This window comes from Brachybacterium saurashtrense, from assembly GCF_003355475.1.
GTDB classification, from domain to species: Bacteria; Actinomycetota; Actinomycetes; order Actinomycetales; family Dermabacteraceae; genus Brachybacterium; species Brachybacterium saurashtrense.
This window is the reverse complement of sequence record NZ_CP031356.1, coordinates 2413937-2439447: the sequence shown is the minus strand read 5'-3', so window position 1 is coordinate 2439447 and position 25511 is coordinate 2413937. Positions and strand designations below refer to the sequence as shown.

24 protein-coding genes and 1 tRNA gene are annotated in these 25511 nt (G+C 74.5%); 11 read left to right on the top strand and 14 right to left on the bottom strand.

The window, feature by feature from the left end:
• Nucleotides 1-25 precede the first annotated feature (25 nt).
• Nucleotides 26-259: a hypothetical protein gene (locus tag DWV08_RS16935; RefSeq protein ID WP_206516708.1), complete on the top strand. Its 234-nt coding sequence runs from the start codon at nucleotides 26-28 to the stop codon at nucleotides 257-259.
• 31 nt (nucleotides 260-290) lie between these two features.
• Here the strand turns inward: DWV08_RS16935 and DWV08_RS11135 are convergent, their stop codons facing one another.
• From DWV08_RS11135 to DWV08_RS11120, 4 genes are all read right to left on the bottom strand, one after another.
• On the bottom strand, nucleotides 291-791 hold the full coding sequence (locus DWV08_RS11135; RefSeq protein WP_115413856.1) for a hypothetical protein: 501 nt from the start codon (nucleotides 789-791) through the stop codon (nucleotides 291-293).
• 50 nt (nucleotides 792-841) lie between these two features.
• Complete coding sequence (locus DWV08_RS11130; RefSeq protein ID WP_115413855.1) at nucleotides 842-1243, bottom strand: WD40 repeat domain-containing protein; 402 nt, start codon at nucleotides 1241-1243, stop codon at nucleotides 842-844.
• 39 nt (nucleotides 1244-1282) lie between these two features.
• The gene (locus tag DWV08_RS11125) at nucleotides 1283-2005 is read right to left on the bottom strand and encodes a WD40 repeat domain-containing protein (RefSeq protein WP_115413854.1); all 723 of its coding nucleotides are present in this window, start codon (nucleotides 2003-2005) and stop codon (nucleotides 1283-1285) included.
• Nucleotides 2006-2091: 86 nt separating this feature from the next.
• Complete coding sequence (locus DWV08_RS11120; RefSeq protein WP_115413853.1) at nucleotides 2092-2541, bottom strand: hypothetical protein; 450 nt, start codon at nucleotides 2539-2541, stop codon at nucleotides 2092-2094.
• Between the two features lie 396 nt (nucleotides 2542-2937).
• Here DWV08_RS11120 and DWV08_RS11115 point away from each other — a divergent pair, with 396 nt between their 5' ends.
• The 7 genes from DWV08_RS11115 to DWV08_RS11085 are packed head-to-tail and all read left to right on the top strand — an operon-like array spanning nucleotide 2938 to nucleotide 11049.
• Entirely contained in the window at nucleotides 2938-3819 is an 882-nt protein-coding gene (locus DWV08_RS11115) for an ABC transporter ATP-binding protein (protein WP_115413852.1), read from the top strand.
• On the top strand, nucleotides 3816-4859 hold the full coding sequence (locus DWV08_RS11110) for an aliphatic sulfonate ABC transporter substrate-binding protein (protein ID WP_115413851.1): 1044 nt from the start codon (nucleotides 3816-3818) through the stop codon (nucleotides 4857-4859). Before DWV08_RS11115 ends, DWV08_RS11110 begins: the two co-directional genes overlap by 4 nt.
• Entirely contained in the window at nucleotides 4856-5722 is an 867-nt protein-coding gene (locus DWV08_RS11105) for an ABC transporter permease (protein WP_206516707.1), read from the top strand. Before DWV08_RS11110 ends, DWV08_RS11105 begins: the two co-directional genes overlap by 4 nt.
• Nucleotides 5719-7887: an acetate--CoA ligase gene (acs, locus tag DWV08_RS11100; RefSeq protein WP_115413850.1), complete on the top strand. Its 2169-nt coding sequence runs from the start codon at nucleotides 5719-5721 to the stop codon at nucleotides 7885-7887. Before DWV08_RS11105 ends, acs begins: the two co-directional genes overlap by 4 nt.
• A complete protein-coding gene (gene sfnG, locus DWV08_RS11095; protein WP_115413849.1) occupies nucleotides 7884-9122 on the top strand; it encodes a dimethylsulfone monooxygenase SfnG in 1239 nt (412 codons plus the stop codon). The genes acs and sfnG overlap by 4 nt, the downstream gene beginning before the upstream one ends.
• A 23-nt stretch (nucleotides 9123-9145) precedes the next feature.
• Nucleotides 9146-10546: an O-acetylhomoserine aminocarboxypropyltransferase/cysteine synthase family protein gene (locus DWV08_RS11090; RefSeq protein WP_241237222.1), complete on the top strand. Its 1401-nt coding sequence runs from the start codon at nucleotides 9146-9148 to the stop codon at nucleotides 10544-10546.
• Entirely contained in the window at nucleotides 10543-11049 is a 507-nt protein-coding gene (locus DWV08_RS11085; protein ID WP_115413848.1) for a CoA-binding protein, read from the top strand. The genes DWV08_RS11090 and DWV08_RS11085 overlap by 4 nt, the downstream gene beginning before the upstream one ends.
• Nucleotides 11050-11172: 123 nt before the next feature.
• Here DWV08_RS11085 and DWV08_RS11080 read toward each other — a convergent pair whose 3' ends face one another.
• Nucleotides 11173-11850 (bottom strand): pentapeptide repeat-containing protein, encoded by a 678-nt coding sequence (locus DWV08_RS11080; protein WP_241237221.1) that lies wholly within the window; start codon nucleotides 11848-11850, stop codon nucleotides 11173-11175.
• 117 nt (nucleotides 11851-11967) lie between these two features.
• A tRNA-Met gene (locus DWV08_RS11075) sits at nucleotides 11968-12041 on the bottom strand.
• 356 nt (nucleotides 12042-12397) lie between these two features.
• Here DWV08_RS11075 and DWV08_RS11070 point away from each other — a divergent pair.
• Both DWV08_RS11070 and DWV08_RS16780 read left to right on the top strand, forming a co-directional pair.
• Complete coding sequence (locus DWV08_RS11070; protein ID WP_162801552.1) at nucleotides 12398-14005, top strand: HNH endonuclease signature motif containing protein; 1608 nt, start codon at nucleotides 12398-12400, stop codon at nucleotides 14003-14005.
• 52 nt (nucleotides 14006-14057) lie between these two features.
• Complete coding sequence (locus DWV08_RS16780) at nucleotides 14058-14693, top strand: hypothetical protein (protein ID WP_127097472.1); 636 nt, start codon at nucleotides 14058-14060, stop codon at nucleotides 14691-14693.
• Here the strand turns inward: DWV08_RS16780 and hemL are convergent.
• The 8 genes from hemL to hemE form a co-directional block, all read right to left on the bottom strand.
• Nucleotides 14576-15895: a glutamate-1-semialdehyde 2,1-aminomutase gene (gene hemL, locus DWV08_RS11065; protein WP_115413847.1), complete on the bottom strand. Its 1320-nt coding sequence runs from the start codon at nucleotides 15893-15895 to the stop codon at nucleotides 14576-14578. The genes DWV08_RS16780 and hemL overlap by 118 nt on opposite strands.
• 118 nt (nucleotides 15896-16013) lie before the next feature.
• Entirely contained in the window at nucleotides 16014-17036 is a 1023-nt protein-coding gene (gene hemB / locus DWV08_RS11060; protein ID WP_115413846.1) for a porphobilinogen synthase, read from the bottom strand.
• 129 nt (nucleotides 17037-17165) lie between these two features.
• Nucleotides 17166-17927 (bottom strand): uroporphyrinogen-III synthase, encoded by a 762-nt coding sequence (locus DWV08_RS11055; RefSeq protein WP_115413845.1) that lies wholly within the window; start codon nucleotides 17925-17927, stop codon nucleotides 17166-17168.
• Entirely contained in the window at nucleotides 17924-18901 is a 978-nt protein-coding gene (hemC, locus tag DWV08_RS11050) for a hydroxymethylbilane synthase (RefSeq protein ID WP_115413844.1), read from the bottom strand. The genes DWV08_RS11055 and hemC overlap by 4 nt, the downstream gene beginning before the upstream one ends.
• A complete protein-coding gene (locus DWV08_RS11045; protein ID WP_115413843.1) occupies nucleotides 18898-20187 on the bottom strand; it encodes a ferrochelatase in 1290 nt (429 codons plus the stop codon). The genes hemC and DWV08_RS11045 overlap by 4 nt, the downstream gene beginning before the upstream one ends.
• Before the next feature lie 103 nt (nucleotides 20188-20290).
• Complete coding sequence (hemQ, locus tag DWV08_RS11040) at nucleotides 20291-21031, bottom strand: hydrogen peroxide-dependent heme synthase (protein WP_115413842.1); 741 nt, start codon at nucleotides 21029-21031, stop codon at nucleotides 20291-20293.
• On the bottom strand, nucleotides 21028-22542 hold the full coding sequence (locus DWV08_RS11035) for a protoporphyrinogen/coproporphyrinogen oxidase (RefSeq protein WP_115413841.1): 1515 nt from the start codon (nucleotides 22540-22542) through the stop codon (nucleotides 21028-21030). Before DWV08_RS11035 ends, hemQ begins: the two co-directional genes overlap by 4 nt.
• Nucleotides 22539-23579: a uroporphyrinogen decarboxylase gene (gene hemE / locus DWV08_RS11030; RefSeq protein ID WP_115413840.1), complete on the bottom strand. Its 1041-nt coding sequence runs from the start codon at nucleotides 23577-23579 to the stop codon at nucleotides 22539-22541. The genes DWV08_RS11035 and hemE overlap by 4 nt, the downstream gene beginning before the upstream one ends.
• A gap of 276 nt (nucleotides 23580-23855) precedes the next feature.
• On the opposite strand from hemE, the gene DWV08_RS11025 reads away from it, so the two are divergent.
• Nucleotides 23856-25412, top strand: coding sequence for a glutamyl-tRNA reductase (locus DWV08_RS11025; protein WP_115413839.1), 1557 nt, complete (start codon nucleotides 23856-23858; stop codon nucleotides 25410-25412).
• Nucleotides 25413-25511: the final 99 nt, after the last annotated feature.

Below are 25511 nucleotides of genomic sequence, written 5' to 3'. Positions count from 1 at the left end.
GCCGCACCGGGGAGGACATGATCTGATGACGAGCATGACCGCTGCGGAGATCACCCCCGTCGACCCCGCCGACCACGAGGCGCTGCTCGCCTGGAACGCCCTGCTGCGCGACGGCTGCAACGCCGGGCGCGAGGCCGCCCGGGCCCGCTGGATCCAGACGTACACGGCGCTCGACAACGCACCGATGCTCGCCCTGAACCGGGCGCTGGGCTTCCGCGAGGCGGACGTGCTCAGCATCCTCGAGGGGGAGCTGGGCTGACGCTCGAGGGCCGACGGAGCGCGCAGGGTGTTCAGCCAGCCTCGGGGACCCTCCACAGCAGGCGGTACCAGAGCTCGGTGCCGTCCTCGAGGGTGTGCACGTCGAACGCCCCTTCGTCGGTGCGGTGGAGCCTCTGCGCGGTGGAGCGGCGGTGACCGGCCTGGAGGTGGTCGTACTCGTCCTCGAGGCGGAGCACCTCGAGTGGGGAGTCCTCGGTGCCGGCGCCCGAGTCCGCGATCTCGCGCAGCGCGAGGAGACTGAGCTTGCGCTCGCGCTCGGCATCGGACTCCTCGCCGAGCGCCTCATGGGCGCGGGCGAGCAGCCCGTGCGCCTGCGGGGAGAGGAAGAGCCCAGGCATGCGGGCACCGATCGAGTCGAGCACGACCTGCGGGGGCGGAGCCTCCCCGAGCAGTTCGCGCAACGCGACGCGGGGGTCGAAGGTCCGGTCGCTCAGGATGGCGGCGTGCAGGGGGTGCCGGGTCGCGGGGGTCGGGTCCAGGAGGAAAGCCTCCACGGCGTCGGGGAAGTCCACGGTGCCTCTTCTCGGTCGGGTGAGTCCCAGTGCGTCCTGGGCGGGGTGGGTCAGGGCAGGTCGAAGGCGGTCCAGTCGGTGCCGTCGTGGGCGAGCACACCATGGGAGGGGGAGACGCCCAGAAGCCTCGACCCGTCCGGGGCCCAGGCCAGGCGGCCCAGCGGCCCGGGGGCTCGGGGGAGGTCCTCCTGCCCGTCCGCGGAACGGTCCCAGAGCAGCACCCGGTCGTCGTTCGCCCCGACCGCGGCGATACTCCCCGTCACGGGGTCGATCGCGATGCTGCTGACGTCCAGACCCTCCGGGTCCGGGCCGTGCTCGAGCCGGCCGTCGGTCCCCAGGACGACGAGGCGCGCCCGCTCGGGGGAGCTCGTGGTGCTGGTCTCGGGGACGCCGCTGCCGATCAGCAGCGAGCCGTCGGGCGCATACGCCACGACGCGCGGGGCGAACTCCACCCCGTCCACCTCGGAGGCCGGCGAGGCCGCCTCGATGTCTCACAGCTGAGGAGCTCCCGCGGTGCCGCACACCGCCAGGGTCGATCCGTCGGGGGAGAGCGCGATCGACAGGGGCCGCAGCGCCGTGGTGTCGAGGACCTCGCCGGGGGTGCAGCCCGCCTCGCTGATCCCGCGCCACAGCCGCACCGTCCTGTCGGCCCCGAGGGAGGCGAGGAGCTCGCCGTCCGCGGAGAAGGCGAGGTCCTGGATGCGGCGCCGCCCGCTGTCCGGGAGCGGTTCGCCGTGTCCGGCGAGGGTCCAGCGCACCTCTCCCTCGGGGGTGGTCAGCTCGATCTGCTCCGAGCCCCCGACAGCGAGCAGCGAGCCACCGGGATGCCAGGCCAGCGCGCCGGTGCGCGCGTTGTCGAAGCGTGCGCTCACACTCCCGTCCGCCGTGCTCCAGAGCGTCGTGCCGACGGCGGTCGAGCCGGAGCCCGAGCGTGTCGCGCCCAGACCGGCGGCCGCGGCGAGCGCCACCCCGTCGGGCGAGACCGCCAGCGCCCCGGGCGCCACGACGGAGGGGTCGACACCGGTGCGGGAGGCTCCGCCGCCGTCGCTCCCGTCGGGATCCGTGCGCGCGGCCACCGCGCCCTCCTGGCACGCGCCGGCCGCAGGTGTCGCCTCCGGGTCCATCCCCGTCCCCTCCTCGGTCCCGTCGCAGGCGCCGAGCAGCGCGAACGCGGAGCCGACGCCCGCGAGCCCCAGGAAGCGCCGCCGGCTCATGGCTCCTCGCTGACCGGGACGCCCGCGTCCTGCTGGTACTGCTGGAGGTCCTCCGGGGTCAGGTCACCCGCGAGCTCGTCCTCCCGCTACCGTGCATCGACCTCGACCGGTTGGTCGCGGTACCCCTCGTAGTCGTCCTCGGGGGAGATGTAGTTGCCGGGCTCGTTGTTCTCGCGCCAGGCCTCGACCTCCTCCCGGGTGATGCCGTGCCCCTCCTCGATGCGCTCGTAGTCCGCCTCCGGCCCGTCCACCCAGGGCAGCCAGTCCCACATGCCGCCCTCGGTCTGCTCGACGAACTCGTGCTGTGCGGCGTGCCGCACCTCGTGCACCGTGGTGAGCGCCAGATCGGGGGAGTAGAGCAAGTACTCGTTCATCCTCAGCTCACCGTCCCCGTCGCTCCAGCTGCCGTAGGTGATCATGCCGTTCTCGTCCGGCTCCTCGTAGAAGAAGCTGATGTCCACGGGGTCCATGCCGTAGCGCTCGAACTCCTGGTCGACCATCTCCTGGAGCACCGCCTTCTTCTGCTCCGGGGTCATCTACTCCCAGGCGGCCCGCACCTCGGGATCCAGCGGCACGTCCCCCGCGTCTCCGTCGAGCATGCGCACGGAGGCCGTGCCGTCCCCGGCGGCGGCGGCGTGCCCGGTCCCGCCCTCGGGTTCGGAGGTGGCGCGCCGAGCGCATCCGCTCCGCGACCGCGCGCACCTCATCAGGGTCCATTCCCTGGAACGCCACCCGAATCCCCTGTCCTCGTCCCCCGCGTGCCGCGAACCCCGTGCGCGACGACCTCGTCAGGCTCGTGAGGGTAGCAATTCCACCGAGCCTGTTGCGCAGGTCGCACCACCGTGCCCCGTCGGCCGTCTTCGGCCCCCGACTATGACGGCTTATGACGCCGTTCTGGCGTGCTCCCGTCCCACGCCGTCATAGTCGGGGCCATGACCAGCACCGCCACCGAGCCCGACACCCGCACGGGCGCGCCGCGCACGACGTCCGCGGCCGCACCCGCCCGGCGCACCGCGCCCGACGGCGTGCGCCTCGAGGCCGTCGCGCGCGGCTTCGACGGCCCCCAGGGCCGTCACGAGGTGCTGCGCGACCTGGACCTCGACCTGGGCGCCGGGGAGATCGCCGCCGTGGTGGGCCCCTCGGGCTGCGGCAAGTCCACGCTGCTGCGCCTCGTCGCGGGCCTGGACCGGCCCAGCGCCGGCGAGATCCGCCTCGGCGACTCCCCGCTGCGCGGCACCGATCCGCGCACCGCCGTCGCCTTCCAGGAGCCGCGCCTGCTGCCCTGGCGCACGCTCGAGAAGAACGTCGCCCTGGGCCTGCCCCGCGGCACCGGCCGCGCCGAGGGCCGGGACCGGGTGCGGCACCTGCTGCAGCTGGTGGGTCTCGAGCACGCCGCCGCGCTTCGCCCTCGCGAGGTCTCCGGCGGCATGGCCCAGCGCGCCTCCCTGGCCCGGGCCCTGGCCCGCAGCCCCGAGGTGCTGCTGCTGGACGAGCCCTTCGGGGCGCTCGACGCGCTCACCCGGCTGCGGATGCAGGACCTGCTGCTGGAGATCCACGCCGCCGAGCCCACCACCGTCCTCGTCGTCACCCACGACGTCGAGGAGGCGCTCTACCTCGCCGACCGGGTGCTGCTGCTGCGCTCCCTGCGCGAGGACTCCGTCTCGGGCTCGATCGCCCGCGACCTGGACGTGCCCGGCACCCGCCCCCGCGACCGCGCGGATCGCGAGCTGGCAGCCCTGCGCGCCGAGCTGCTCGAGGGCCTCGGCGTCCACACCCATCACACCGCCCCCACCCCCTCGGAGATCTCCTCATGACCCACCTCCTCAGCCGCCGCACCGCCACCGCCCTCGGACTCTCCGCGCTCGCCGGGACGGCCCTGGCCGCCTGCGTGCCCGGCGAGGGCTCGGAGAACATCGCCGCGGGCTCCGCCGAGGGCGCCGGCGAGTGGAGCACCGACTCCCTCACCGTCGACTGGGCCACCTACAACCCGCTCAGCCTGGTGGTGCGCGACCAGCGCCTCATCGAGGACGCCCTGGGCGAGAGCGTCACCGTGGAGTGGGTGCAGTCGGCCGGCTCCAACAAGGCCAACGAGTTCCTCCGCTCCGGCTCCGCGGACATCGCCTCCACCGCCGGCTCCGCCGCGCTGCTGGCCCGCGCCAACGACACCCCGCTCAAGGTCATCGACATCTACTCCCAGCCCGAGTGGTCCGCGCTGGTGGTCCCGGCGGACAGCGACATCACCGGCCCCGGCGACCTCGCCGGCCGCTCCGTCGCCGCCACGCCCGGCACCGACCCGTACTTCTTCCTGGTCCAGGCCCTCGGCGAGGCGGGGCTCAGCATCGACGACGTGGAGCTGCAGCCCCTGCAGCACGCCGACGGCCGCTCCGCCCTGGAGGGCGGCAGCGTGGAGGCTTGGGCGGGCCTGGACCCGATCATGGCCGCCGCCGAGGTGGAGTCCGGCGCGCAGCTGGTGTACCGCAACGTCGACTTCAACACCTACGGCTTCCTCAACACCACCGAGGCCTTCCTCGAGGACCACGCGGACGTGGTCCAGGTGGTCGTGGACGCGTACGAGACCGCTCGCACCTGGGCGCTCGAGAACCTCGAGGAGACCGCGCAGCTGCTGGCCGACGCCGCCGGCATCGACCTCGAGGTCGCCACCACCGTGATCACCGAGCGCTCCAACCTCGACGTCTCCGGCGTGCCCGGGGAGGACCAGCTCGCCGTGCTCGAGGCGATCTCCCCGATGCTCTCCGACTCCGGGGACGTCGCCGGCGGGGCCGAGGCCGTCGAGAAGGCCCGCGCGGAGATCCTCCACGCCGACTTCGCGACCGCCGCGGTGGCGTCGCAGTGAGCGCTCCCGCGAGCGCCCGCGCCGCGGACCCCGAGGCGACGGCCGACGGGGCCGGGACCGCGCGCGCCGCCGACGGGACGGCCCCTGCCGCCCCGGCCCGCGCGGTGTGGGACCGCACCGCGGTGCGGGTCGCCGCCGGGGCGCTGTTGCCGGTGCTGATCCTCGCGGCCTGGCAGGTGAGCACCGCCACCGGGCTGGTGCCCGCCTACCGGCTTCCCGGCCCGCTCGCGGTGCTGGAGGCGGGGAGGCAGCTGATCGAGCGCGGCGAGCTGTGGCTGCACATCGCGATCTCGGTGCAGCGCGTGCTGCTGGGCTTCGCCGCGGGCTCCGTGGTGGGCCTGGCCGTCGCCGCCGTGGTGGGCCTGTCCCGCGCCGGGGACGCCGTGCTCAGCCCCACCCTCGCCGCGCTGCGGGCCGTGCCCTCCCTGGCCTGGGTGCCGCTGCTGATCCTGTGGCTGCAGATCGGCGAGGAATCGAAGATCACCCTGGTGGCGATCGGTGCGTTCTTCCCCGTGTTCACCACCGTCGCCGCCGCGCTGCGACACATCGACCCGCACCTGGTGGAGGCCGGGCGCTGCTTCGGCCTGCGCGGCTGGTCCCTGTTCCGCACCGTGCAGCTGCCCGCCGTGGTGCCCTCGGTGGTCTCCGGGCTGCGCCTCGCGCTCGCCCAGGCGTGGCTGTTCCTCGTCGCGGCTGAGCTGATCGCCTCCTCGATGGGCCTGGGCTTCCTGCTCAACGACTCCCAGCAGACGGGCCGCGTGGACCGGATCCTGCTCGCCATCGTGCTGCTCGCCGTGCTGGGCAGCCTCACCAACGCCCTGCTGGGCCTGGCCGAGAAGAAGCTCCTGAGGACCTGGACATGAGCACCACCACCCGCACCACTGCACCGTCCGCCGCTGCGCCGTCCACCTCCGCGCCGTCGGCCGCCGCCGAGTCGCGCCTGGTGGAGACCCGCAGCTACCCGCCCGCCCCCGCGCCCGCAGGCGCCTGGAACGCGGAGGCGGGGCTGTACGCGGAGGCCTCGGCCGATCCGCTCGGCTTCTGGGAGTCCGCCGCGCGGCGTCTGGACTGGGCGGAGCCCTGGCACACCGTGCTCGACTGGACCCCGCCCACGCCGGACCCCGCCACCGGGGAGCTGTCCGTCCCCGCCGCCCGTTGGTTCGACGGCGGCCGCCTGAACGTCGCCGAGAACTGCGTGGACCGGCACGTGCGCGCCGGGAACGGCCAGAAGGTGGCGGTGCACTTCGAGGGCGAGCCCGGGGACCGCGTCTCCGTCACCTACCGGGACCTGCAGGAGCGCGTCTCCCGCGCCGCGAACGCGCTCACCGAGCTCGGCATCGGCCCCGGCGACCGCGTGGTGGTGTACCTGCCCGTGCTCGTGGAGACCGTCGTCATCGCGCTGGCCTGCGCCCGGATCGGCGCCGTGCACTCCCTGGTGTTCGGCGGGTTCAGCGCGGAGGCGGTGCGCTTCCGCCTGCAGGACACCGGCGCGAAGCTCCTGGTCACCTCCGACGGCCAGTTCCGCCGCGGCCAGGCCGTGGAGGTGAAATCCGCCGCGGACGAGGCCGCCCGCGACCTCCCCGCCCTCGAGCACGTCCTCGTGGTGCGCCGCACCGGCCAGGACGTGGCCTGGACCGAGGGCCGGGACGTGTGGTGGCACGAGAGCGTGGACCGCGCGAGCGCGGTGCACCGGCCCGTCCCGTTCGACGCCGAGCACCCGCTGTTCATCATCTACACCTCCGGCACCACCGGCAAGCCGAAGGGCCTCGTCCACACCTCCGGCGGCTACCTCGCCCACACCTCCTGGGCGCACTGGGCCCACTTCGACGCCCGGCCCGAGGACGTCCACTGGTGCACCGCCGACCTCGCCTGGGTCACCGCCCACACCTACGAGATCTACGGCCCGCTCAGCAACGGCCTCACCCAGGTGATCTACGAGGGCACCCCGGGCGAGCCCTCCCGCGAACGGCACCTGGAGATCATCGAGCGCTACGGCGTCACCGTCTACTACACCGCTCCCACCCTGATCCGCACCTTCATGAGCTGGTTCGGGGACGCGCTGCCGGAGGGGCACGACCTGTCCACCCTGCGCCTGCTGGGCACCGTGGGCGAGGCGATCAACCCCGAGGCCTGGGTGTGGTTCCGCCGCACCTTCGGCCGCGACGAGCTGCCGGTGGTGGACACCTGGTGGCAGTCCGAGACCGGCGCGGCGATGCTCGCGCCGCTGCCCGGCGCCACCACCCTCAAGCCCGGCTCCGCGACCGTGCCGCTGCCCGGCATCGACCTGTCCGTGGTGGACGCGCACGGCGCCGAGCAGCCGCCCGGCGTGGCCGGCACCCTGGTGGCGCGGCGCCCCTGGCCCGGCATGGCCCGCACCGTGTGGGGCGATCCGGAGCGCTACCGCGACTCGTACTGGCGCGACTACGCCGGGCACGGCGCGCACGGCGGCTACTACGTGGCCGGGGACTCCGCCACGGTGGACGCCGACGGCTGCTTCTGGATCCTGGGTCGCCTCGACGACGTCGTGAACGTCTCCGGGCACCGCCTCTCCACCATCGAGATCGAATCAGCGCTGGTCGCGGACCCGTCGGTGCGGGAGGCCGGCGCCGCGGGCGTGGACGACGCGCTCACCGGGCAGGCCGTGGCCGTGTTCGTGATCGCCGCCGGCGGCGCCGACGTGCCCGCGCTCGACGTGCCCGCGCTGCGCGCCCGTGTCGCGGCCGAGATCGGTCCGATCGCGAAGCCCCGCTTCGTCGTGACGGTCCCGGACTTGCCCCGCACCCGCTCGGGCAAGATCATGCGCCGCCTGCTGGCGCAGCTGGTGCACGCCGAGCGCGCCCGCCGCGCCGGCCGCACCCCGGACCCTCTCGGGGACATCACCTCCCTGCAGAACCCCGAGGCCGTGGCCGCGGTCGCGGACTCGCTCGCGTCCCTCCCCGCGGACGACCCGACCGTCGCCCCCGAGGACCGACACACTTCCCACCGCCCGCACCGACCGTCGGCCGAGCCGATGAAGGAGTTCCCATGACCACCACCGTCCCCGCCTCGACCATCGAGACGCCGCTGAAGTTCGCCTACTGGGTGCCCAACGTCTCCGGCGGCCTCGTGGTCTCCACCATCGAGCAGCGCACCGACTGGCAGCTGCCCTACAACTCGCGCCTGGCCCAGATCGCCGAGAACTCCGGCTTCGAGTACGCGCTCACCCAGACCCGCTACGCCGCCAGCTACGGCGCGGACAAGCAGCACGAGGCCTCCGCCTTCTCCCTCGCCCTGCTGGGCGCCACCGAGCGGCTGCGCGTGATCGCCGCCTTCCACCCCGGCATGTGGCACCCCGGCGTGCTCGCCAAGTGGCTGATCACCGCCGACCACCTCTCCGGCGGCCGTGCCGCGGTGAACATCGTCTCCGGCTGGCTGAAGGACGAGTTCGTGAAGTTCGGCCTGCCCTGGCTCGAGCACGACGAGCGCTACGTGCGCACCGAGGAGTTCATCCGCGCCCTGCGCGGCCTGCTCACCGAGGAGGGCTACTCCCAGGACGGCCAGTACTACGCGATCGACGAGTTCACCCTCAGCCCCAAGCCCGTCGACGTGCCCGGCCGCCCCCACCCGGAGATCTTCTTCGGCGGCAACTCCACCGCCGCCCAGGCCACCGCGGGCCGCGTGGCCGACTGGTACTTCTCCAACGGCCGCACCCTCGAGGGCTACGAGGAGAACGTCGCCGGCGTGCTCGCCTCCGCCGCGCAGGCCGGCCGCTCGCCGAAGTTCGGGCTGAACGGCTTCGTCATCGCCCGCGAGAGCCGCGCCGAGGCGGAGGAGACCCTGCGCGAGATCGTCGCCAAGGCGCACCGCCCCGCCGTGGAGGGATTCCGGGCCTCAGTGCAGGAGGCCGGCGCCTCCACCAAGGACGGCAAGGGCATGTGGGCCGACTCCTCCTTCGAGGACCTCGTGCAGTACAACGACGGCTTCAAGACCCGCCTCATCGGCACCCCCGAGGAGATCGCGGACCGCATCATCGAGTACAAGAAGGTGGGCGTGAACCTGCTGCTCACCTGCTACCTCCACTTCACCGAGGAGGTCGCCGCCTTCGGCCGCGACGTGCTGCCGATCGTGCGCGAGAAGGAGAAGGACCTCGCCCGCGCCCGCGGCACCGAGCTGAACACCGACCTGCTCCCCGTGGTCCCGGGCGTGAGCGCCGAGGAGGCCGAGCGCGCGGCCTTCGAGACGCTCCCGGGCGACCATCCCGCGAAGGCGGCGGTGTCCGCATGACCCCGCACCTCCAGGAGGACCCCGTGACCTCGACCCCCCAGGACGCCGCAGCGTCGGCCGCCCCCGCGGCGTCGGCCCCGGCGCCGTCGTCCCCCGCCGGAGGATTCGGCTTCCGCACCCGTGCCCTGCACGCGGGCGGCACCCCGGATGCCCAGCACGGCGCCCGCGCCGTCCCGATCTACCAGAGCACCTCGTTCGTGTTCGACGACGCGGACGACGCCGGGAACCTGTTCGCGCTGCAGAAGTACGGCAACATCTACTCCCGCATCGGCAACCCCACCGTCGCCGCGTTCGAGGAGCGCATCGCCTCCCTCGAGGGCGGGATCGGTGCGGTCGCGACCGCCTCCGGGATGAGCGCCGAGTTCATCACCTTCGCGGCGCTCGCCGGGGCGGGCGACCACATCGTCGCCTCCGCCCAGCTGTACGGCGGCACCGTCACCCAGCTGGACGTCACCCTGCGCCGCTTCGGGGTGGAGACCACCTTCGTCGCCTCCTCCGAGGCGGAGGACTACCGCGCCGCGTTCCGGCCGGAGACGAAGGCGCTGTACGTCGAGGTGATCGGCAACCCCTCCGGGGAGATCGCGGACCTCGCCGCGCTCGCCGACCTCGCCCACGAGCACGGCGTGCCGCTGGTGGTGGACGCGACCCTCGCCACCCCCTACCTGGTGCGACCCATCGAGCACGGGGCGGACATCGTCATCCACTCCGCCACCAAGTTCCTCGGCGGCCACGGCACCACGCTCGGCGGCGTGGTGGTCGAGTCCGGCCGCTTCGACTGGGGAGGCGGGAAGTTCCCCACCATGACCGAGCCGGTCGAGTCCTACGGCGGCATCAGGTGGTGGGACAACTTCGGCGAGTACGGCTTCCTCACCAAGCTGCGCTCCGAGCAGCTGCGCGACATCGGCCCGTCCCTCTCGGCGCAGTCCGCGTTCCAGCTGCTGCAGGGCGTGGAGACGCTCCCGCAGCGGATCGACGCGCACCTCGCCGGCGCCCGCGCCGTCGCCGAGTGGCTCGACGTGGATCCGCGGGTCGCCTTCGTGACCTGGGCGGGCCTGGAATCCCACCCGCACCATGAGCGTGCCGCGCGCTACCTGCCGCTCGGCCCCGGCTCGGTCTTCGCCTTCGGCGTGCGGCCGACGGGCGAGTTCGCGAGCGCCGAGGAGGAGGCGGCCGCTGCGCGGACCGCGGGGGAGCGGGTGATCGAGAGCCTGCAGCTCGCCTCGCACCTGGCGAACATCGGGGACGCGCGCACGCTCGTGCTGCACCCGGCCTCGACCACGCACCGGCAGCTCACGCCGGAGCAGCTCGTCGCGGGCGGCGTCCGGCCCGACCTCATCCGCATCTCGGTGGGTCTCGAGGACGTCGCGGACATCCTGTGGGACCTCGACCAGGCGATCACGGCGGCGACGGGAGTGCAGCGATGACCGAGCAGACCACCCAGCGCACCTGGAAGGCGCCGTCGGCCCCCGAGCGGCTCGCGATCCTGCGCCGCGCCCGGAGCATCGCGATCGTCGGCGCCTCGGCCAATCCCGCCCGGGCCAGCTACTTCGTGGGCACCTACTTGCTGTCCAGCTCCCCGTACGAGGTGTACTTCGTCAACCCGCGCGCCGAGACGATCCTCGGCCACCCGGCGTACGACTCGCTCGCGGACCTCCCCGTCGTGCCCGACGTGGTGGACGTGTTCCGCAAGGACTCCGACCTGCCCGGCGTGGCCCGGGAGGCGGTCGAAGTGGGCGCGAAGACGCTCTGGCTGCAGCTGGGCTCTTGGAACGAGGAGGCCGCGGCGATCGCCGAGGCGGGCGGGCTCGACGTGGTGATGGACCGCTGCGTGAAGATCGAGCACGCCCGCTTCCACGGCGGCCTGCACCTGGCCGGGTTCAACACGGGCGAGATCAGCTCGCGGAAGCAGCGTCTCAGCGGCCGCTGAACGTAGGATCGCGGCATCAGACGCGGGTCGGGGATCACCTCGGCCCGCGTTCTGCTGTCTGCCGGCGTTCTGCTGTCGGCGCGTGCACTGCTGCAGGCCCTGAGTTCCGCAGCGCGCGGAGGCTCAGCCCTCGACGCGGATCCCCAGATGGCTCGCGAAGGCCGGCGCGAGCAGCGTGACCTGCTGCGCGTCGAGGGTCGCGCCCGCCAGCCCCTCGAGGTTGCCGATCGCGCCGATCTCCAGACCGCGCAGGTCCACGTCCTCGAGCCGGGCATGGGCGAGGGCGAGGCTGCCCACCCGGCAGCGTCGGAACGCGACACGCGCGGCGGTCGCGTTCGTGAGGTCCAGCTCCTCGATCGTGCAGTCCTCGAAGAGCACGTCCTCGAGGGTGCTCGTGCGCAGGTTGATCCAGTCGAACTTGCTGCCGGTGATCCGGGTGGAGCGGATCTCGGCGTCGTCGACGTCCAGCGCCCCCACTCGTGAGCCGCTGAGCTCGACGTCCCGCCAGGCGGAGCCTCGGGCGTCGAGCACGGGGGCGCTGAGCCGTTCGAGGCGAGTCTCGATCAGCCGGGCGTGACGCAGCACCGTGGTGTGGGCGGTGACGCCCACCAGCTCGCACTCGCTGAGGCTCGTGCCCGAGAGATCACGGCCGCTGAGATCGTCGCCCTCGAGCCGGAGCCCGTCATGATGGCCGTGGGCGGCGAGCTGCTCGCCGTCGGCCGGCTCGAGCGCGGGCAGGACGAGCGCCTGGAGCACGGGCTCGCGGGTGGTGGAGGAACGTCGAGCGATGGTGCACCTCACGGGGTGTGGACGGGACCGGCCGCGGCGGCGACGGGCTGGTGCGAGCGTACGGGGTGCGGCTGACGCTCCGGCGGCCGGCGGGGCCGGTGGGGCTGGGCGCCGTCGGGCGGGATGCGGACGCTCCGGCAGGACTCGAACCTGCGACCGACTCCATATGAGGGAGCTGCTCTTCCGGGCTGAGCTACGGAGCGCTGGGCCGGCGGGGCCGGCTCCCACCAGCGTGGGGGAGCGCGGCAGGTGCTGTCGAGCGTCCTGTCATCGGCCGACGCAGTGCGTCGTGGAGGGACGTCGGGGGTCATGGGGATGTGCGGACCGTTCCTCCACAGAGGGTGGTCATCCACATTCTCGGGCGAGCCGTGCGGGCAAATCTGCGCGAATTGTGGAAAAGGTGCACAGGTTTCGCCGATGTGTCGAGGGGAGGTGCTCTGATCAGCCGGGATGTCTTGGAGCTCTGCCCGATGTCGGATGGCCGTTCCTCCCCAGTCGAAGTTTTCCACATTCTTCCGAGGGGGTTTCCTCTGTCAGTGGAGTGGTGAATCATGGTCATATGTTCGTCAACGCCCAGGCTCTCGATCCCGCATCCGGTGATCCCCACCGGGCGCTGGCCGATGCCGTGCGCTCCCGGGGGCCGCAGGCGCTCGCCGAGATGGTGGGGGACGGCGCCTTCGCGCTGCGGGAGCTTGCGCTGCGCCCTCATCAGCTGTTCACCGCCGATGCCGCCTTCGCAGGCCGGTACCGAGAGGTGATGGGGGTGATCCACGAGCTGCGCAGCGCGATGGATGCTCTCGAGGCGCGGGCGGTGACCGCCTTCGCGGAGTCCCTCACCCTGAAGAAGCAGGCCGAGGCCCGTGCCTGCGCCGCCCACGAGGAGGGCGAGGTCCCTCCCACCCGCACGCTCCTCCGCTCGGCCGCGAACGAGGCGGTGCGCGAGGTCTCGATGCTGATCCGGAAGTCGCCCGCGTCGGCGGCTCACTCCCTCGCCTCCCAGCGGAGGCTCGTCACTGACATGCCGGAGATGCTCACGGCACTGGCCTCCGCGAAGGTCACCAGCACCGTCGCCCACGCGACCGCCCGCTCCTTCGCCCCGCTCTCTCCGGCGCAGCGGCGCGAGGCGGATCGAGAGCTCGCGGGCCGTCTACCGTCGCTCGACGGGGCCGGAGCCCAGACCTGGGATGACACCACCGCCGCCGTGATCGCCGCTGCCGATCCGGACGGTCAGGCGCGCCGCCACCAGCAGGCCCGGCGGGAACGCCACGTCACCGTGCGCCGCGGCCAGCACGGGATGGCCACCGTCTCCGCCCACGTGAGCGCGCTCGACGCGGCGCTGATCCGCAAGCGCCTGTCGCACGAGGCGGAGCGGCTCCGCGCCGCCGGGGACCATCGCGGCCACCAGGCGATCCAGGCCGACTCCTTCGCGGACACCCTGATCGGTCGCGAAGACGGCATGGAGCCCCTCACCCTCGACATCGGCGTCATCATCACCGACCGCGCGCTCTTCGACCCCCGCAACGGGGACCTCGCCCGGATCGAGGGATACGGGACCGTGCCCGCCGAGGGCGTGCGCGAAGAGCTGCGCGGAGTGTTCAGAGCACTGCTCGCCGATGGCGCCGAGGACGCGATGGGGCCCGACGGTCCAGCGCTCCGCGCCACGCTGCGGCGCATGTACAGCCATCCGCTCGCGGGCGAGCTGGTCGGGGTGGAATCCCGGGCCCGAGCCTTCCCCGCTGCCCTCGCGAGATTCATCCTCTGGCGCGACCAAACCTGTCGCGGTCCCCACTGCGATGCACCGATCCGGCAGACGGACCACATCCACCCGCATTCCGCGGGCGGTCCGACGTGCCTGGACAACGGTCAGGGCCTGTGCGCGCACTGCAACGACAAGGAACAGCAGACCCGCAGCGTGCGGCGCGTCGGGAACCCCGCCACCGACGGCCACCTGGTGGAGTGGACGAGCCATGCCGGCAGCCGTCGCATCACCCGCCCGCGAGCCCTCACCGCCCCCGAGCCGCCCCGCCCGTCGACAGCATCGCCCCGCCGCGATGAGACCTCGCCGCGGCGCGAGGAGTGGAAGCGGCGTCGCCTGCGTCGCCGACGACGCGCACGAGGAGAACGGCAGCGCTCACCGTCCGCGGGTTCCCCCGAGACCCCCGCCTGACCTCCACAGAACTCTCATGAACCGGCGGTGCGGCGGGGCTACTGTTCCGAGCATGTCCCCGTCCTCCCCGCAGCACGCCCGCCTGCGCACCCGACTGCTCGGCGCCCTCGGCACTCTGTCAGTGCTGAGCTATGCCGTCTTCGCCGCCGTCCAGATCCAGGTGCTGAACCCGCTCGCCACCGTCCCCGGCGCCGAGCTCCGCGAGATCCACGCCGCCGTCGGGCGGACCGCCGACACGATGGGCTGGGGCCTGATGATCGCCCTGCTGCTGCCCGGCCCCGTGATCGCGGCGGCCGCAGGCCTCGCCGGTGCACGCGGACGCCTCTCGCGCACCGCCCTCTCCATGATCATGCTGGGCCTGCTCACCGGCGGTTCGCCCATCTACCTGCTGGCATCGTTCCCCGCGGGCATGACCCTCGCGGACACCTTCGGCGTCGGCGGAGCGGATCATGCGCCATGGGCGCTCATCCTCCACACCGTCAGCCTGCTGGCTGTGCTGGCGCTGGCCGCGCTGGTGATCCTCCAGGCCGTACAGACAGGGACCGCCTCAGCCGCTCACCGCTCAGCGGTTCACGCCCCCGCGGCCGCCTTCGCCGCTCCCGGCAGCACGGCCGCGATCCGGTCCAGCACCTCCGGGGTGTGCGCGGTCGAGACGAACCAGGCCTCGAAGGCAGACGGCGGCAGGTAGATCCCGCCCTCGAGCATCGCGTGGAAGAAGCGGGTGAACGACTCGGTGTCCTGCGCCTTCGCCTCCTCGTAGCCGCGCACCGGCTCGCTGCGGAAGAACACCGAGAACAGGGTGCCCGCGGTCTGGATGACATGCGGGACCCCGGCGGTGGTGAGCGCATCGGCCACCAGCTGCTGCAGGGTCCGGGAGGCGCTCGAGAGCGTGTCGTAGGCGGCCTCGTCCAGGCCGTTCAGCGTCGCGAGCCCCGCCGCCGTCGCGAGCGGGTTCCCCGAGAGGGTCCCCGCCTGGTAGACGGGGCCGGCCGGGGCGAGCAGCCCCATCAGGTCCTTGCGACCGCCGAAGGCGCCGACGGGAAGACCGCCGCCGATCACCTTGCCGAAGGTCATCAGGTCCGGGGCCCAGCTGCGGTCCGCGCCGTCGATGCCGTAGTGGCCCTCGCGCGCCGCGCGGAAGCCGGTGAGTACCTCATCGCTGATCAGCAGTGCGCCGGCGGCGCGCGCGGTCTCGGACAGGAATCGGTTGAAGCCGATCCCGTCCTCCTCGAGCGGCGTCACCACGCCCATGTTCGCGGGCGCGGCCTCGGTGATGATCGCGGCGATCTCCTGCCCCCGCTCGGCGAACAGGGCCCGCACCGCCTCGCGGTCGCCGTAGGGCAGCACCACGGTGTCCTTCGCGGTCGCGGCGGTGACGCCGGCCGAGCCCGGCATCGCGAAGGTCGCCACTCCGCTGCCGGCCTCGGCCAGCAGTGCGTCGACGTGCCCGTGGTAGCAGCCGGCGAACTTCACGATCACGTCGCGGCCGGTGGCGGCGCGGGCCACGCGCAGCGCGCTCATCGTCGCCTCGGTGCCGGAGTTGACCAGACGCAGCTGCTCGACGGGGGCGATGCGGGAGACGACCTCCTCCGCGAGAGCGACCTCCCCCTCCTGCGGCGCGCCGAAGGAGAGGCCGTGCCCGGCCGCCTCGCGCACCGCCTCGACGACGCCCTCGTGCGCGTGCCCGAGGATCATCGGCCCCCAGGAGCCGACCAGGTCCACGTACTCGGTCCCGTCGGCGTCGGTGAGCAGCGCGCCCGTCGCGGAGGTGAGGAACGGGGGCGTGCCGCCCACGGAGCCGAAGGCGCGCACGGGCGAGTTCACGCCCGAGGGGATCACCTGCTGGGCGCGGGCGAAGAGGTCGGCGGAGGCGGTGGTCGAGGGGGTCATGCTGGCTCCTCTGCGGTGGCGGTGGCGGTGGTGAGGGGACGGGCCGACGGGCGGCCGGGGTCGGGACGGGCCGACGGGCGGTGCGCGGCCGACGGGCGGCCCGCGCACTCGCCGCGGCTCAGGCGAACTCGCGCAGGTGCGGGGGCAGGCCGTCGCGGAACCAGCCCGCGACCTCGCTCGCGTAGTAGGTGAGCACGGTCGAGGCGCCGGCGCGGCGGAACGCGAGCAGCGACTCGAGGATCGTGCGGTCGCGGTCCACCCAGCCGTTCGCGCTCGCCGCCTCGATCATCGCGTACTCCCCGGAGACCTGGTAGGCGCCCACCGGCACGGGCGAGGCGGCGGCGACGTCCTTGAGCACGTCGAGGTAGGGCAGGCCGGGCTTGACCATCACGAGGTCCGCGCCCTCGGCGACGTCCAGCTCCAGCTCCCGCAGGGCCTCGCGGCCGTTGGCCGGGTCCTGCTGGTAGCCGCGGCGGTCGCCGCTGAGGGAGGAGTCCACCGCCTCGCGGAACGGGCCGTAGAAGGCGGAGGCGTACTTCGCGGTGTAGGCGTACAGCGCCACGTCGGTGCGGTCCGCGGCATCCAGCGCGTCGCGGATCGCGGCGATCTGGCCGTCCATCATGCCGGAGGGGCCCAGCAGGTGCGCGCCGGCCTCGGCCTGGGCGAGGGCCATCTCGCGGTAGCGCTGCAGGGTCGCGTCGTTGTCCACGTGGCCGGCGTCGTCGAGCACGCCGCAGTGGCCGTGGTCGGTGAACTCGTCCAGGCACAGGTCCGCCATGATCACGGTCGCGTCCCCGAGCTCGGCGCGCAGGCGGGCGAGGGCGCGGTTGAGGATGCCGTCCTCGTCGGTGGCGCCGGAACCGGTGGCGTCCTTGTGCTCGGGCACGCCGAACAGCATCACGCCGCCCACGCCGCGCTCGGTCGCCTCGGTCGCGGCGCGGACCAGGGAGTCCATCGTGTGCTGCTCCACCCCGGGCATCGAGCTCACGGGGCGGTTCTCGCGCGCGCCCTCGCGCACGAACATCGGCAGCACCAGATCGGCGGGGCGGAGCGTGTGCTCGCGCACCAGGGAGCGCATCGCGGCGCTGCGGCGCAGGCGGCGGGGGCGGTCCACGGGACCGGGGAAGGACGGCAGGGTCATCGGGGCTCCTTCGGGACGGGCAGGACGGGGACGGGCACGGTCAGGTCGGGTGTCGCGGGGGCGGGGACGGACACGAGGGGGACGGGCAGGGCGGGGACCGACACGTCGGGGGCCGGCGGCGCGGGCGGGTCAGGGCGGCGGCGCGTCGAGCACCTCCGCCACGGCCCGCACCAGGGCGTCGGTGGTGGGCTCGGCGGCCTCGCGCGCCACCGTCAGTCCCGCCGCCCGCACCGCCGCGGAGGTGGGCGCGCCGAGGGTGATGATCGGCGTGGACTCGTGGACGCCGTGGGCCGCGGCGCGACCGGCGATCATCGACGAGGTGAGCACCAGCGCCCCGTAGGCGCCGGTGACCATGCCCACGGCGACCGCGGGCGGCGGCTCGACGGGCACGGGCCGGTAGACGGCCACCTCCCGCACCCGGTACCCCTTCGCGCGCAGACCGTCGGGCACGGTGCGCGCGGCGGCCGACGAGGTGGGGAACAGCACCGAGGCCCCCTCCGGCGCCGGCGGCATCGCCTCGACCAGGGCCGCGCCGGAGCCCCCCGCCACCAGGCCGGGCGTGATCCCCAGCTCCCGCAGCGACTCCGCGGTGCCGCCGCCGACGGCCACCACCTCGACGCCCTCGGGCACCTCCAGCGGGCCCAGCGCCTCGGCCGCGGTGCGGGAGGTGACCACCAGATGGGTGCAGGCCCCCGAGAGCAGGTGGCCGCGGGCCGCGGCGAGCTCCTCCTCGCTGGCGGGCACCAGGCGGATCAGCGGATGCTGCACCGCCTCGATGCCCGCCTCCCGCAGCCGGGTGCACAGCTCCTCGCCGCGTCCGGCCGGTCGTGTGACCAGCACCGGACGCGGTGCGGCGCCGTGCTGCGCGGAGTCGGCCCGGCCCTCGTTCACGCCCGCGCCTCGGCCAGGATCTCCCCGGCGCCGCGCTCCAGCAGATCGGCGGCGAGCTCGGCGCCCAGCGCGGCGGGCACCGACCCGTCGCCCGAGAGCGGCTCGGCGGCGAGGTCCAGCGCCACCCGGGCCTCGCCCTCGACCGCGTGGCTGCCGTCGGGCCGGATCGCCAGGGCGCGCAGGCGCAGCACACCCTCCTCCTCGAGCTCGGCGTAGGCCGCGACCGGGGCGGAGCAGCCCGCCTCCAGGGTGCGCAGCAGTGCCCGCTCCGCGGCGACCGCGGCGCGGGTGGCGGGATCGTCCACCTGCGTGAGCCGGTCGGCGAACCAGGGGCCGGCGGTGAGGGCGTCGGTGGTCGCCTCGACCGCGAGAGCGCCCTGCGCGGGCGCCGGCAGCATCACGTCCGTGGCCAGCAGCTCGGTGATCGCCGCCTCCCGGCCCACCCGGTGCAGCCCGGAGGCGGCCAGCACCACGGCGTCGAGGTCCGCGTTCTCGCCCTGGGCGCGGGCCAGGCGGGTCTCGACGTTCCCGCGCACCCCCACCACGTCGAGGTCGGGACGGGCCCGCAGCAGCTGGGCGGCGCGGCGCGGCGAGCCCGTGCCCACCCGGGAGCCGGCCGGCAGCTCCGCGAGGGTGAGGCCGTCCCGGGCGCACAGCGCGTCCCGCGGGTCCTCCCGCGGCGGGTAGCAGGCCAGCGTGATCTCCGCCAGCGCCGCGGTGGGCAGGTCCTTGCAGGAATGGACGACGACGTCGACCGTGCCGTCCAGCAGCGCCTGGCGCACGGCGGTGACGAACACGCCGGTGCCGCCGATCTGCGCCAGCGGGCTGGTGCGGTCGCGGTCCCCGTGGGTGCTCACGTGCACCAGCTCCACCTCGTGCCCGGTGCCGGCCACCAGTGCGGCCCCGACGTGGCCGGACTGGGTCAGCGCCAGGTCCGAGGCGCGGGTGCCGATCCGCAGCGTCGCGGCGCTCACGAGGCCGCTCCCTCCGCGGCCCGTGCTCCGGAGCCGGACCGCTCGTCGGCGCCCGACCGCTCGGCGGCCTCGGCGCGGGCCCGCTCCACGTCGGCCGCGGAGTCCAGGGCGCTGGTGGTGGGGCGGCACATCCGGCCCACGCAGCAGTTCACGCCGCACACATCGGGCGTGCCGCCGAAATCGGTCACCACGCGGCGCGGGAACTCCGCGTCCAGCCGCTCCTGGATCAGGTCCGCGAGCGCCGCGATGAAGCGGGGATCCTCCCCGGAGGTGGCCACGCGGCGGAAGGCCAGGCCCTTCTCCTCGGCGGTCTCCTTCGCCTCGGTGTCCAGGTCCCACACCACCTCGACGTGGTCGGTGACGAAGCCGATCGGCACCACCACCACGGCGTCCGCCGTCTCCTCCTCGGCGAGTGCCTCGATCACGTCGTTGACGTCCGGCTCCAGCCACGGGATGTGCGGGGCGCCGGAGCGGGACTGGTACACCAGCTGCCACTCGGGCAGCTCCGGGGAGTCGTCGTGCAGCTGCTCCATCACCCAGCGGCAGGCCGCCAGGTGCTGCTCCACGTACCAGCCGCCGGAGCCCTCCACCCGGGTCTCCTCCGGGCCGGAGGCCTCCGCCATCGCGGTGGGCACCGAGTGGGTGGAGAACAGCACCCGCACCCGCTCGGTGTCGTGGCCCTCCGCGGCGAGGCTCGCCAGCGCCCGGGCCACGCCGTCCACCACCGGCTCGAGGAAGCCCGGGTGGTTGAAGTAGACGCGCACCTTGTCGATGCTCACCTCGCCGGCCAGCCCCGTCTCCTCCAGCACCATCCCGAAGTCCTCGCGGTACTGGCGGCAGGAGGAGTAGGAGGAGTACGCACTGGTGACCAGGCCCAGGGCGTGGCGGTGCCCGTCGGCGTGCAGGGCCCGCACCGCCTCGGCGTTGTAGGGCGCCCAGTTGCGGTTGCCGAAGTAGACGGGCAGGTCGATGCCGCGCCCGGCGAGCTCCGCCTCGAGCGCCGCGATCATCGCCTCATTCTGGGCGGTGATGGGGCTGCGCCCGCCGAGCGCCCGGTAGTGCCCGGCCACCTCCTCGAGCCGCTCGTCGGGGATGCCGCGGCCGCGGGTGACGTTGCGCAGGAACGGGATCACGTCCTCCTGGCCGTCGGGGCCGCCGAAGGAGGAGAACAGGATCGCGTCGAAGGGCTTCGGCTCACCGCGCCGGGTGTGGGTGGGGGAGTCCGGGGCGACCTGGCGAGGTCGGGGCGCGGTCGGGGCGGGATCGGTGACGGTGGCGTCGGTCATCGGGTGTCCTTGGAAGAGGTGTCCACGGTGGGAGGTCGGTGCAGGAGCAGGTAGGTGGAGCAGCGGGGCGGCGCGGCGAGCAGGCGCCGGGGGAGCGGGCGTGTCAGGCGAGCAGCTCGGCGACGTCCTCGAGGGTCTCGAGCCGGCGACCGGTGTGGAAGGGCAGCTCGTCGCGCACGTGCAGGCGGGCGTCGGAGTAGCGCAGGTGGCGCATCATGTCCACGAGGTCGTGGAGATCGTCCGCCTCGAAGGAGAGCAGCCACTCGTAGTCGCCCAGGGCGAAGGCGGCGACGGTGTTGGCGTTGCACTGCGGGTAGTCGCGGCCCAGCAGGCCGTGCTCGCGCAGCATGCGGTTGCGCTCCTCGTCCGGCAGCAGGTACCACTCGTAGCTGCGCACGAAGGGGTAGACGGTGATCCACTGCTTGCGCTCGAAGCCCGGCACCATGAACGAGGGCACGTGGCCCTTGGCGAACTCGGCCAGGCGGTGCACGCCCATCGCGGCCCACTCGCGGTGCAGCCAGGTGCCCGGCAGGGAGCGCTCGAACTCGCGCAGGGCGCGCTGCAGCGCCTCGGGCTCGTCCGCGGCGAGCCACAGCATCAGATCGTCCTCGGCGCGGAAGCCGGAGACGTCGTAGAAGCCGAGGATCTCCACTCCCCCCTCAGCCCCGGACTCGATCAGCGCGGTGACCTCGCCGAGGGCCTCCTGGATCTGCGCGGTGGTGAGCTGGCCGTCCTCCGTGAGCCCGGAGAGGCGGCGGAACACCGTGTAGCTGGTGTACCGGGTGGTCTTCGCGATCTCCTCCGCCGACTCGGCGGCGGGGGAGGCGGGGGCGGTGTCGGTCATGAGGCGGTTCCTTCCGTCGAGGAGCGGTCGGCGCGGACGATCGCGTCGATGCCGGTGCCGGCTCGCCAGGAGCCGACGAGGTCGAGGGTCTCCTGCTCGGCGAGCAGGCGGGTGAGGGCGTCGAGGGCGGCGCGGTGGCCGGGGCGGGGCTGGCGCATCGCGCGCTCCCAGTCGATCACGGCCGCGTCCCGCAGCTGGTCCCGGCCGAGCGGGGCGCCCAGCACGCGGGAGGCGTCCGCCAGGGCGAGGTCGACGATCCCGGCACGGTCCGGCAGCGCCTCGCCCGGGCGGCCGTAGGACAGCCGCACCAGGTGGGGGCTGCGCGCCTCGGGCAGCGCCGTGCGCAGCGCCTGCTGCACGTGCTCCCACTTGGCGCTCGCGTGGGTGAGGGCCTTCGCCGTGATCCCGGCGGTGCCGGGGGCGATCAGCGCGCCGGTCCCGGCGGGGAAGGAGTCCAGCGCCGGGGCGTCCAGCACCAGCGCGACCAGCCGGATCGCGGCCGACGGCGCGTCCGGGATCGCGGCGGCGATCTCCGGGGCGGACCCCTCCAGCAGGGTGCGGGCCGTGTCCGGGGGGCAGGCGAGCACGAGGTGCTCCGCGGCGAGGGTCTCGCCCCGGGCGGTGCGCACCTGCCAGCGCCCGTCCTCGCGGGCGGTGCCGGTCACCTCCACGCCGGTGCGCACGATCCCGCCGCCGGCCAGGAGCTGCGCCCGCAGCGTCTCGGGCAGCACCGCCATGGTGGGGGTGAGGGAGTGGACGCGGGTGCCGGCGCTGCCGGCGCCGCGGGTCGCCGGGGGGCCGGGACGGGCCGGGGAGCCCGCGAGCTGCCGGCGCACCGCCGCGGTGAGCGAGCCGTGGGCCGCGAGCCCGCGGTGCAGGGCGGGGGAGGCGGCGGCGAACTCGAGCACCGTCGGATCCGCGGAGTGCACGCCGCCGACGATCGGGGCGACCAGCCGCTCCAGCACCGCCCGGCCGGAGCGGCGCCCCACCAGCTCGGCCACGGTCGCGCCCTCGCGGGCGCCGACGCCCGCGGGCAGGAACCGCTCCAGCTGGGCGCGCAGCGCCCCCGCGGTGCCCAGCACGGCGCGGACGTCGGCCGCGAGCGGACGGCCGGGGATCCCCAGCACCGCCCCGATGGGGGCGCGGTGCACGCCCCCGTCGGAGACCAGGCGGCTGCCCAGTCCCTCGCGCGGCGAGACCACCCGCTCGGCGAGGCCCAGCTCCTCCACCAGCGCGTCCACCGCGCCGGAGGCCGTGGAGTACGCCTCGGCCCCGGCGTTGAGGGCGAGCGCCCCCGCCCGGGCGCCCTCCGCGGGGCCCTCCCCGGGACCCGCCGCGGTCGCGCCGCCGGGCGCGGTGCCCTCCCCGCCGGTGAGCGACGCCGCGGCGATCGCGCCGCCCACGGTGCCCGCCGCCTCCAGCAGCAGCACGGCGTGGCCGGCGCGCTGGTGCCGACGGGCGGCGAGCAGCCCGGCCAGGCCGCCGCCGACGACGAGGACGCGCTCGGTCATGCCCGCCCGGTCTCCTGCTCGTGGAGGAAGCTCACCAGGTCGGTGAGGACCTGGGGGTCCGTCTCCGGCGGCACCCCGTGCCCGAGGTTGACCACGTGTCCGCTCGCGCCGGCCCCCGCCGCGAGCACGTCGCGCGCCTCCGCGAAGCGCGCCTGCTCGGAGGTGAACAGCACGGCCGGGTCGATGTTGCCCTGCACCGGCGTACCTGCGGGGAGGATCTCCAGCGCCCGGTCCAGGCGCAGGCGGTGGTCCACGCCCATCACGGTGGCGCCGGCGTCGAGCATCTCGGTGAGCAGATGGGCGGCGCCCACCCCGAAGTGGATGCGCGGCACGGGAAGATCCGCCACGTGGGCGAGAGCCGCCGCGGAGTGGGGCTGGACGTGCGCGAGGTACTGCTCGGCGCCCAGCGCCCCCACCCACGAGTCGAACAGCTGCACGGCGGAGGCGCCTTCCAGCACCTGGGCGCGCAGGAAACGGCCTGAGAGCTCGGAGACCCACGCCGCCAGGCGCGCCCACACCTCCGGCTGGGAGCGCATCAGCGCGCGGGTGCGCAGGTGGTCGCGGCTGGGGCCGCCCTCCACCATGTAGCTCGCCACGGTGAACGGCGCCCCCGCGAAACCGATCAGCGGCGTGGTGCCGAGCTCCGCGACGGTGAGGCGGACCGCCTCCCGGATCGGCTCCAGCGCCGCCTCGTAGTCGTCGCCCAGCGCCGGCAGGGCGTCCACGTCCGCCGCGGTGCGGATCGGGTGCTCGAACACCGGGCCCACCCCCGGGCGGATCTCCACCGCGAGCCCGGCCTGCCGGGCGGGCACCACGATGTCGGAGAAGAAGATGCCGGCGTCCACCCGGTGGCGGCGCACCGGCTGGACGGTGATCTCCGCGGCCATGTCCGGGCGCACGCAGGCGTCGAGCATCGTGGTGCCCTCGCGCAGCTCCCGGTACTCCGGCAGGGAGCGGCCGGCCTGTCGCATGAACCACACGCTCGGGGTGGCGGTCCTCACGCCGCGGAGCTCCTGCAGCAGTGAGGCGTCGGCCACGCCGCCCTCGGCGGCGGGCCGCCGGGCGGGGTGCTCGGAGGGCAGCGCCGCGGCGGTCCCCGGCGCCCCGGAGGAGGGGGTGGGAGCAGCGCCGACGAGCCCGGGGCCTGCGGCGTTCCCGGATTCTGACGGCTGTCGCGACGTATCTGACGACGTGTCGTCAAAAGTGGGCTCTGAGCTGGGGTTCCGTGTCATGACACTCCATTGTGCACATGTTCCTGAGGAGTGCCTCCTGGGCTCGACGGGCCCGATGCGGGCAGGCCTAGACTGGCGTTCATGCTCGCCGCACTCCGCGCCTCCCATGAGCACCTCGACCTCGAGGTGCTCGATGCCCTCACCCGGGGCGCGGACTCCCTCCCGGCGGCGATCGCGGAGCTCCAGGCCGAGCGCGCCGGCACCGCCCCCGTCGTCGCGGGCGAGGTGGTGGTGAGCACCTGCAACCGCCTCGAGGTGTACCTCGACACCGACCGCTTCCACGAGGGTGTGGACCTCGTGGTGGACGCGGTGGCGCGCACCAGCGGGCTGGACCGCGAGGTGGTCTCCCTCTGCTTCGACGCCGCGATGGACGCCCCGGTCCCGCAGCACCTCTACGAGGTCACCTCCGGGCTGCGCTCGCTGGTGCTGGGCGAGGCGGAGATCGCCGGGCAGGTGCGGCAGGCCTACGAGGCGGCGCGCCGCGACGGGCGCACCACCTCGATGCTCCACGACCTCTTCCAGCACGGCTTCCGCTGCGCGAAGTCCGTCGCCACCCAGGCCCCCGTCGGCGCCGCCGGGCGCAGCGGCGCGACCGTCGCGATCGACCGGGCGGAGGTGGAGCTGGGCGGCTTCGCGGGCCGCCGCGTGCTCATCGTGGGCACCGGCGCCTACGCCCGCCTGGGCCTCGCCGAGCTGGTGCGCCGCGGCGTGCAGGACGTGCAGGTGTTCTCGCCGTCGGGCCGGGCGGCCGGCTTCGCGCAGCGCCACGGCATCGCCACCGTGGAGCCCGCCGCGCTCGAGGGCGCCCTGGCGGGCGCCGATCTGGTGCTGGCCTGCTCCGGGCGCGGCACCTCCCTGTTCCCCGAGCAGTTCCTGGGCGCCGGGCGCACCGTGGTGCTGGACCTCGCCCTCCACTCCGACCTCCACCCCCTGGTGCGTCACCTCAAGGGCGTCACCGTGGTGGGCCTGGAGGACCTCCGCCTGGGGGCCGACGCCCCGGCGGATCCGGCGCTGGCCACTGCCCGCGGCATCGTCGCCGAGAACGTCGAGGCGTTCCGCCTGCAGCAGGAGGTGCGCCGGATCGACCCGGCGATGGCCGCCCTGCGCCGCGAGGTGTTCGACGCGGCGGACGGCGAGATCGACCGGCTGCGCCGCGACGTCTCCGGCGAGACCGCCGATCAGCTCGAGCGCTCCGTGCGCCGCATCCTCGCCAAGGTGATGCACCAGCCCGCCGAGCGCGCCCGGCACCTCGCCGAGACCGGCTACGCCGACGCCTACGTGGAGGCCTTCCACACCATCTTCGGGATCGACATCTCCGCCGACCAGGAGTACGCCGCGGGTGCGGCGGGCACGGCCGGCGCGGAGGGCTCCGCAGGGGTCGAGACGGAGCCGGTGCCCGCCGGCTGGATGCGGGTGGACCGCACCGTGCCGCCGCGTGCGCAGGAGCTGGTGGGGGCCGGGGCCTCGCGCGCCGCGGGCGCCGCCGCGGGGGCAGGGGCCGCGGCAGCCGCCGGGAGGGCCGGCGGAGGCCCCGGGGCCGAGGGCCGCCTCACCGCCTCGGACATCGCCCGGGTGGCGCTGCGCGGCGGCGGCTGCCCGGTGGGCGGGGACCGCGGCGACGCCCTGCCCGAGCGCTGAGCGCCCGCGTCCCGGCGCCCCCTTCCGCGCCGCTCTGCGTGCCCGCGCTGCGGCGCGTGCCCGGTCCGCCCCGTGCGCCCGGGCCGCCCCGTGCGCCCT

Excerpts from the sequence above, each read along its gene's own strand:
- DWV08_RS16935 (WP_206516708.1), top strand. The coding sequence starts at position 26 with ATGACGAGCATGACCGCTGCGGAGATCACCCCCGTCGACCCCGCCGAC.
- DWV08_RS11125 (WP_115413854.1), bottom strand. The coding sequence starts at position 2,005 with ATGAGCCGGCGGCGCTTCCTGGGGCTCGCGGGCGTCGGCTCCGCGTTC.
- DWV08_RS11120 (WP_115413853.1), bottom strand. The coding sequence starts at position 2,541 with ATGACCCCGGAGCAGAAGAAGGCGGTGCTCCAGGAGATGGTCGACCAG.
- DWV08_RS11115 (WP_115413852.1), top strand. The coding sequence starts at position 2,938 with ATGACCAGCACCGCCACCGAGCCCGACACCCGCACGGGCGCGCCGCGC.
- DWV08_RS11110 (WP_115413851.1), top strand. The coding sequence starts at position 3,816 with ATGACCCACCTCCTCAGCCGCCGCACCGCCACCGCCCTCGGACTCTCC.
- acs (WP_115413850.1), top strand. The coding sequence starts at position 5,719 with ATGAGCACCACCACCCGCACCACTGCACCGTCCGCCGCTGCGCCGTCC.
- sfnG (WP_115413849.1), top strand. The coding sequence starts at position 7,884 with ATGACCACCACCGTCCCCGCCTCGACCATCGAGACGCCGCTGAAGTTC.
- DWV08_RS11085 (WP_115413848.1), top strand. The coding sequence starts at position 10,543 with ATGACCGAGCAGACCACCCAGCGCACCTGGAAGGCGCCGTCGGCCCCC.
- DWV08_RS11070 (WP_162801552.1), top strand. The coding sequence starts at position 12,398 with ATGTTCGTCAACGCCCAGGCTCTCGATCCCGCATCCGGTGATCCCCAC.
- DWV08_RS16780 (WP_127097472.1), top strand. The coding sequence starts at position 14,058 with ATGTCCCCGTCCTCCCCGCAGCACGCCCGCCTGCGCACCCGACTGCTC.
- hemL (WP_115413847.1), bottom strand. The coding sequence starts at position 15,895 with ATGACCCCCTCGACCACCGCCTCCGCCGACCTCTTCGCCCGCGCCCAG.
- hemB (WP_115413846.1), bottom strand. The coding sequence starts at position 17,036 with ATGACCCTGCCGTCCTTCCCCGGTCCCGTGGACCGCCCCCGCCGCCTG.
- DWV08_RS11045 (WP_115413843.1), bottom strand. The coding sequence starts at position 20,187 with ATGACCGACGCCACCGTCACCGATCCCGCCCCGACCGCGCCCCGACCT.
- hemQ (WP_115413842.1), bottom strand. The coding sequence starts at position 21,031 with ATGACCGACACCGCCCCCGCCTCCCCCGCCGCCGAGTCGGCGGAGGAG.
- DWV08_RS11035 (WP_115413841.1), bottom strand. The coding sequence starts at position 22,542 with ATGACCGAGCGCGTCCTCGTCGTCGGCGGCGGCCTGGCCGGGCTGCTC.
- DWV08_RS11025 (WP_115413839.1), top strand. The coding sequence starts at position 23,856 with ATGCTCGCCGCACTCCGCGCCTCCCATGAGCACCTCGACCTCGAGGTG.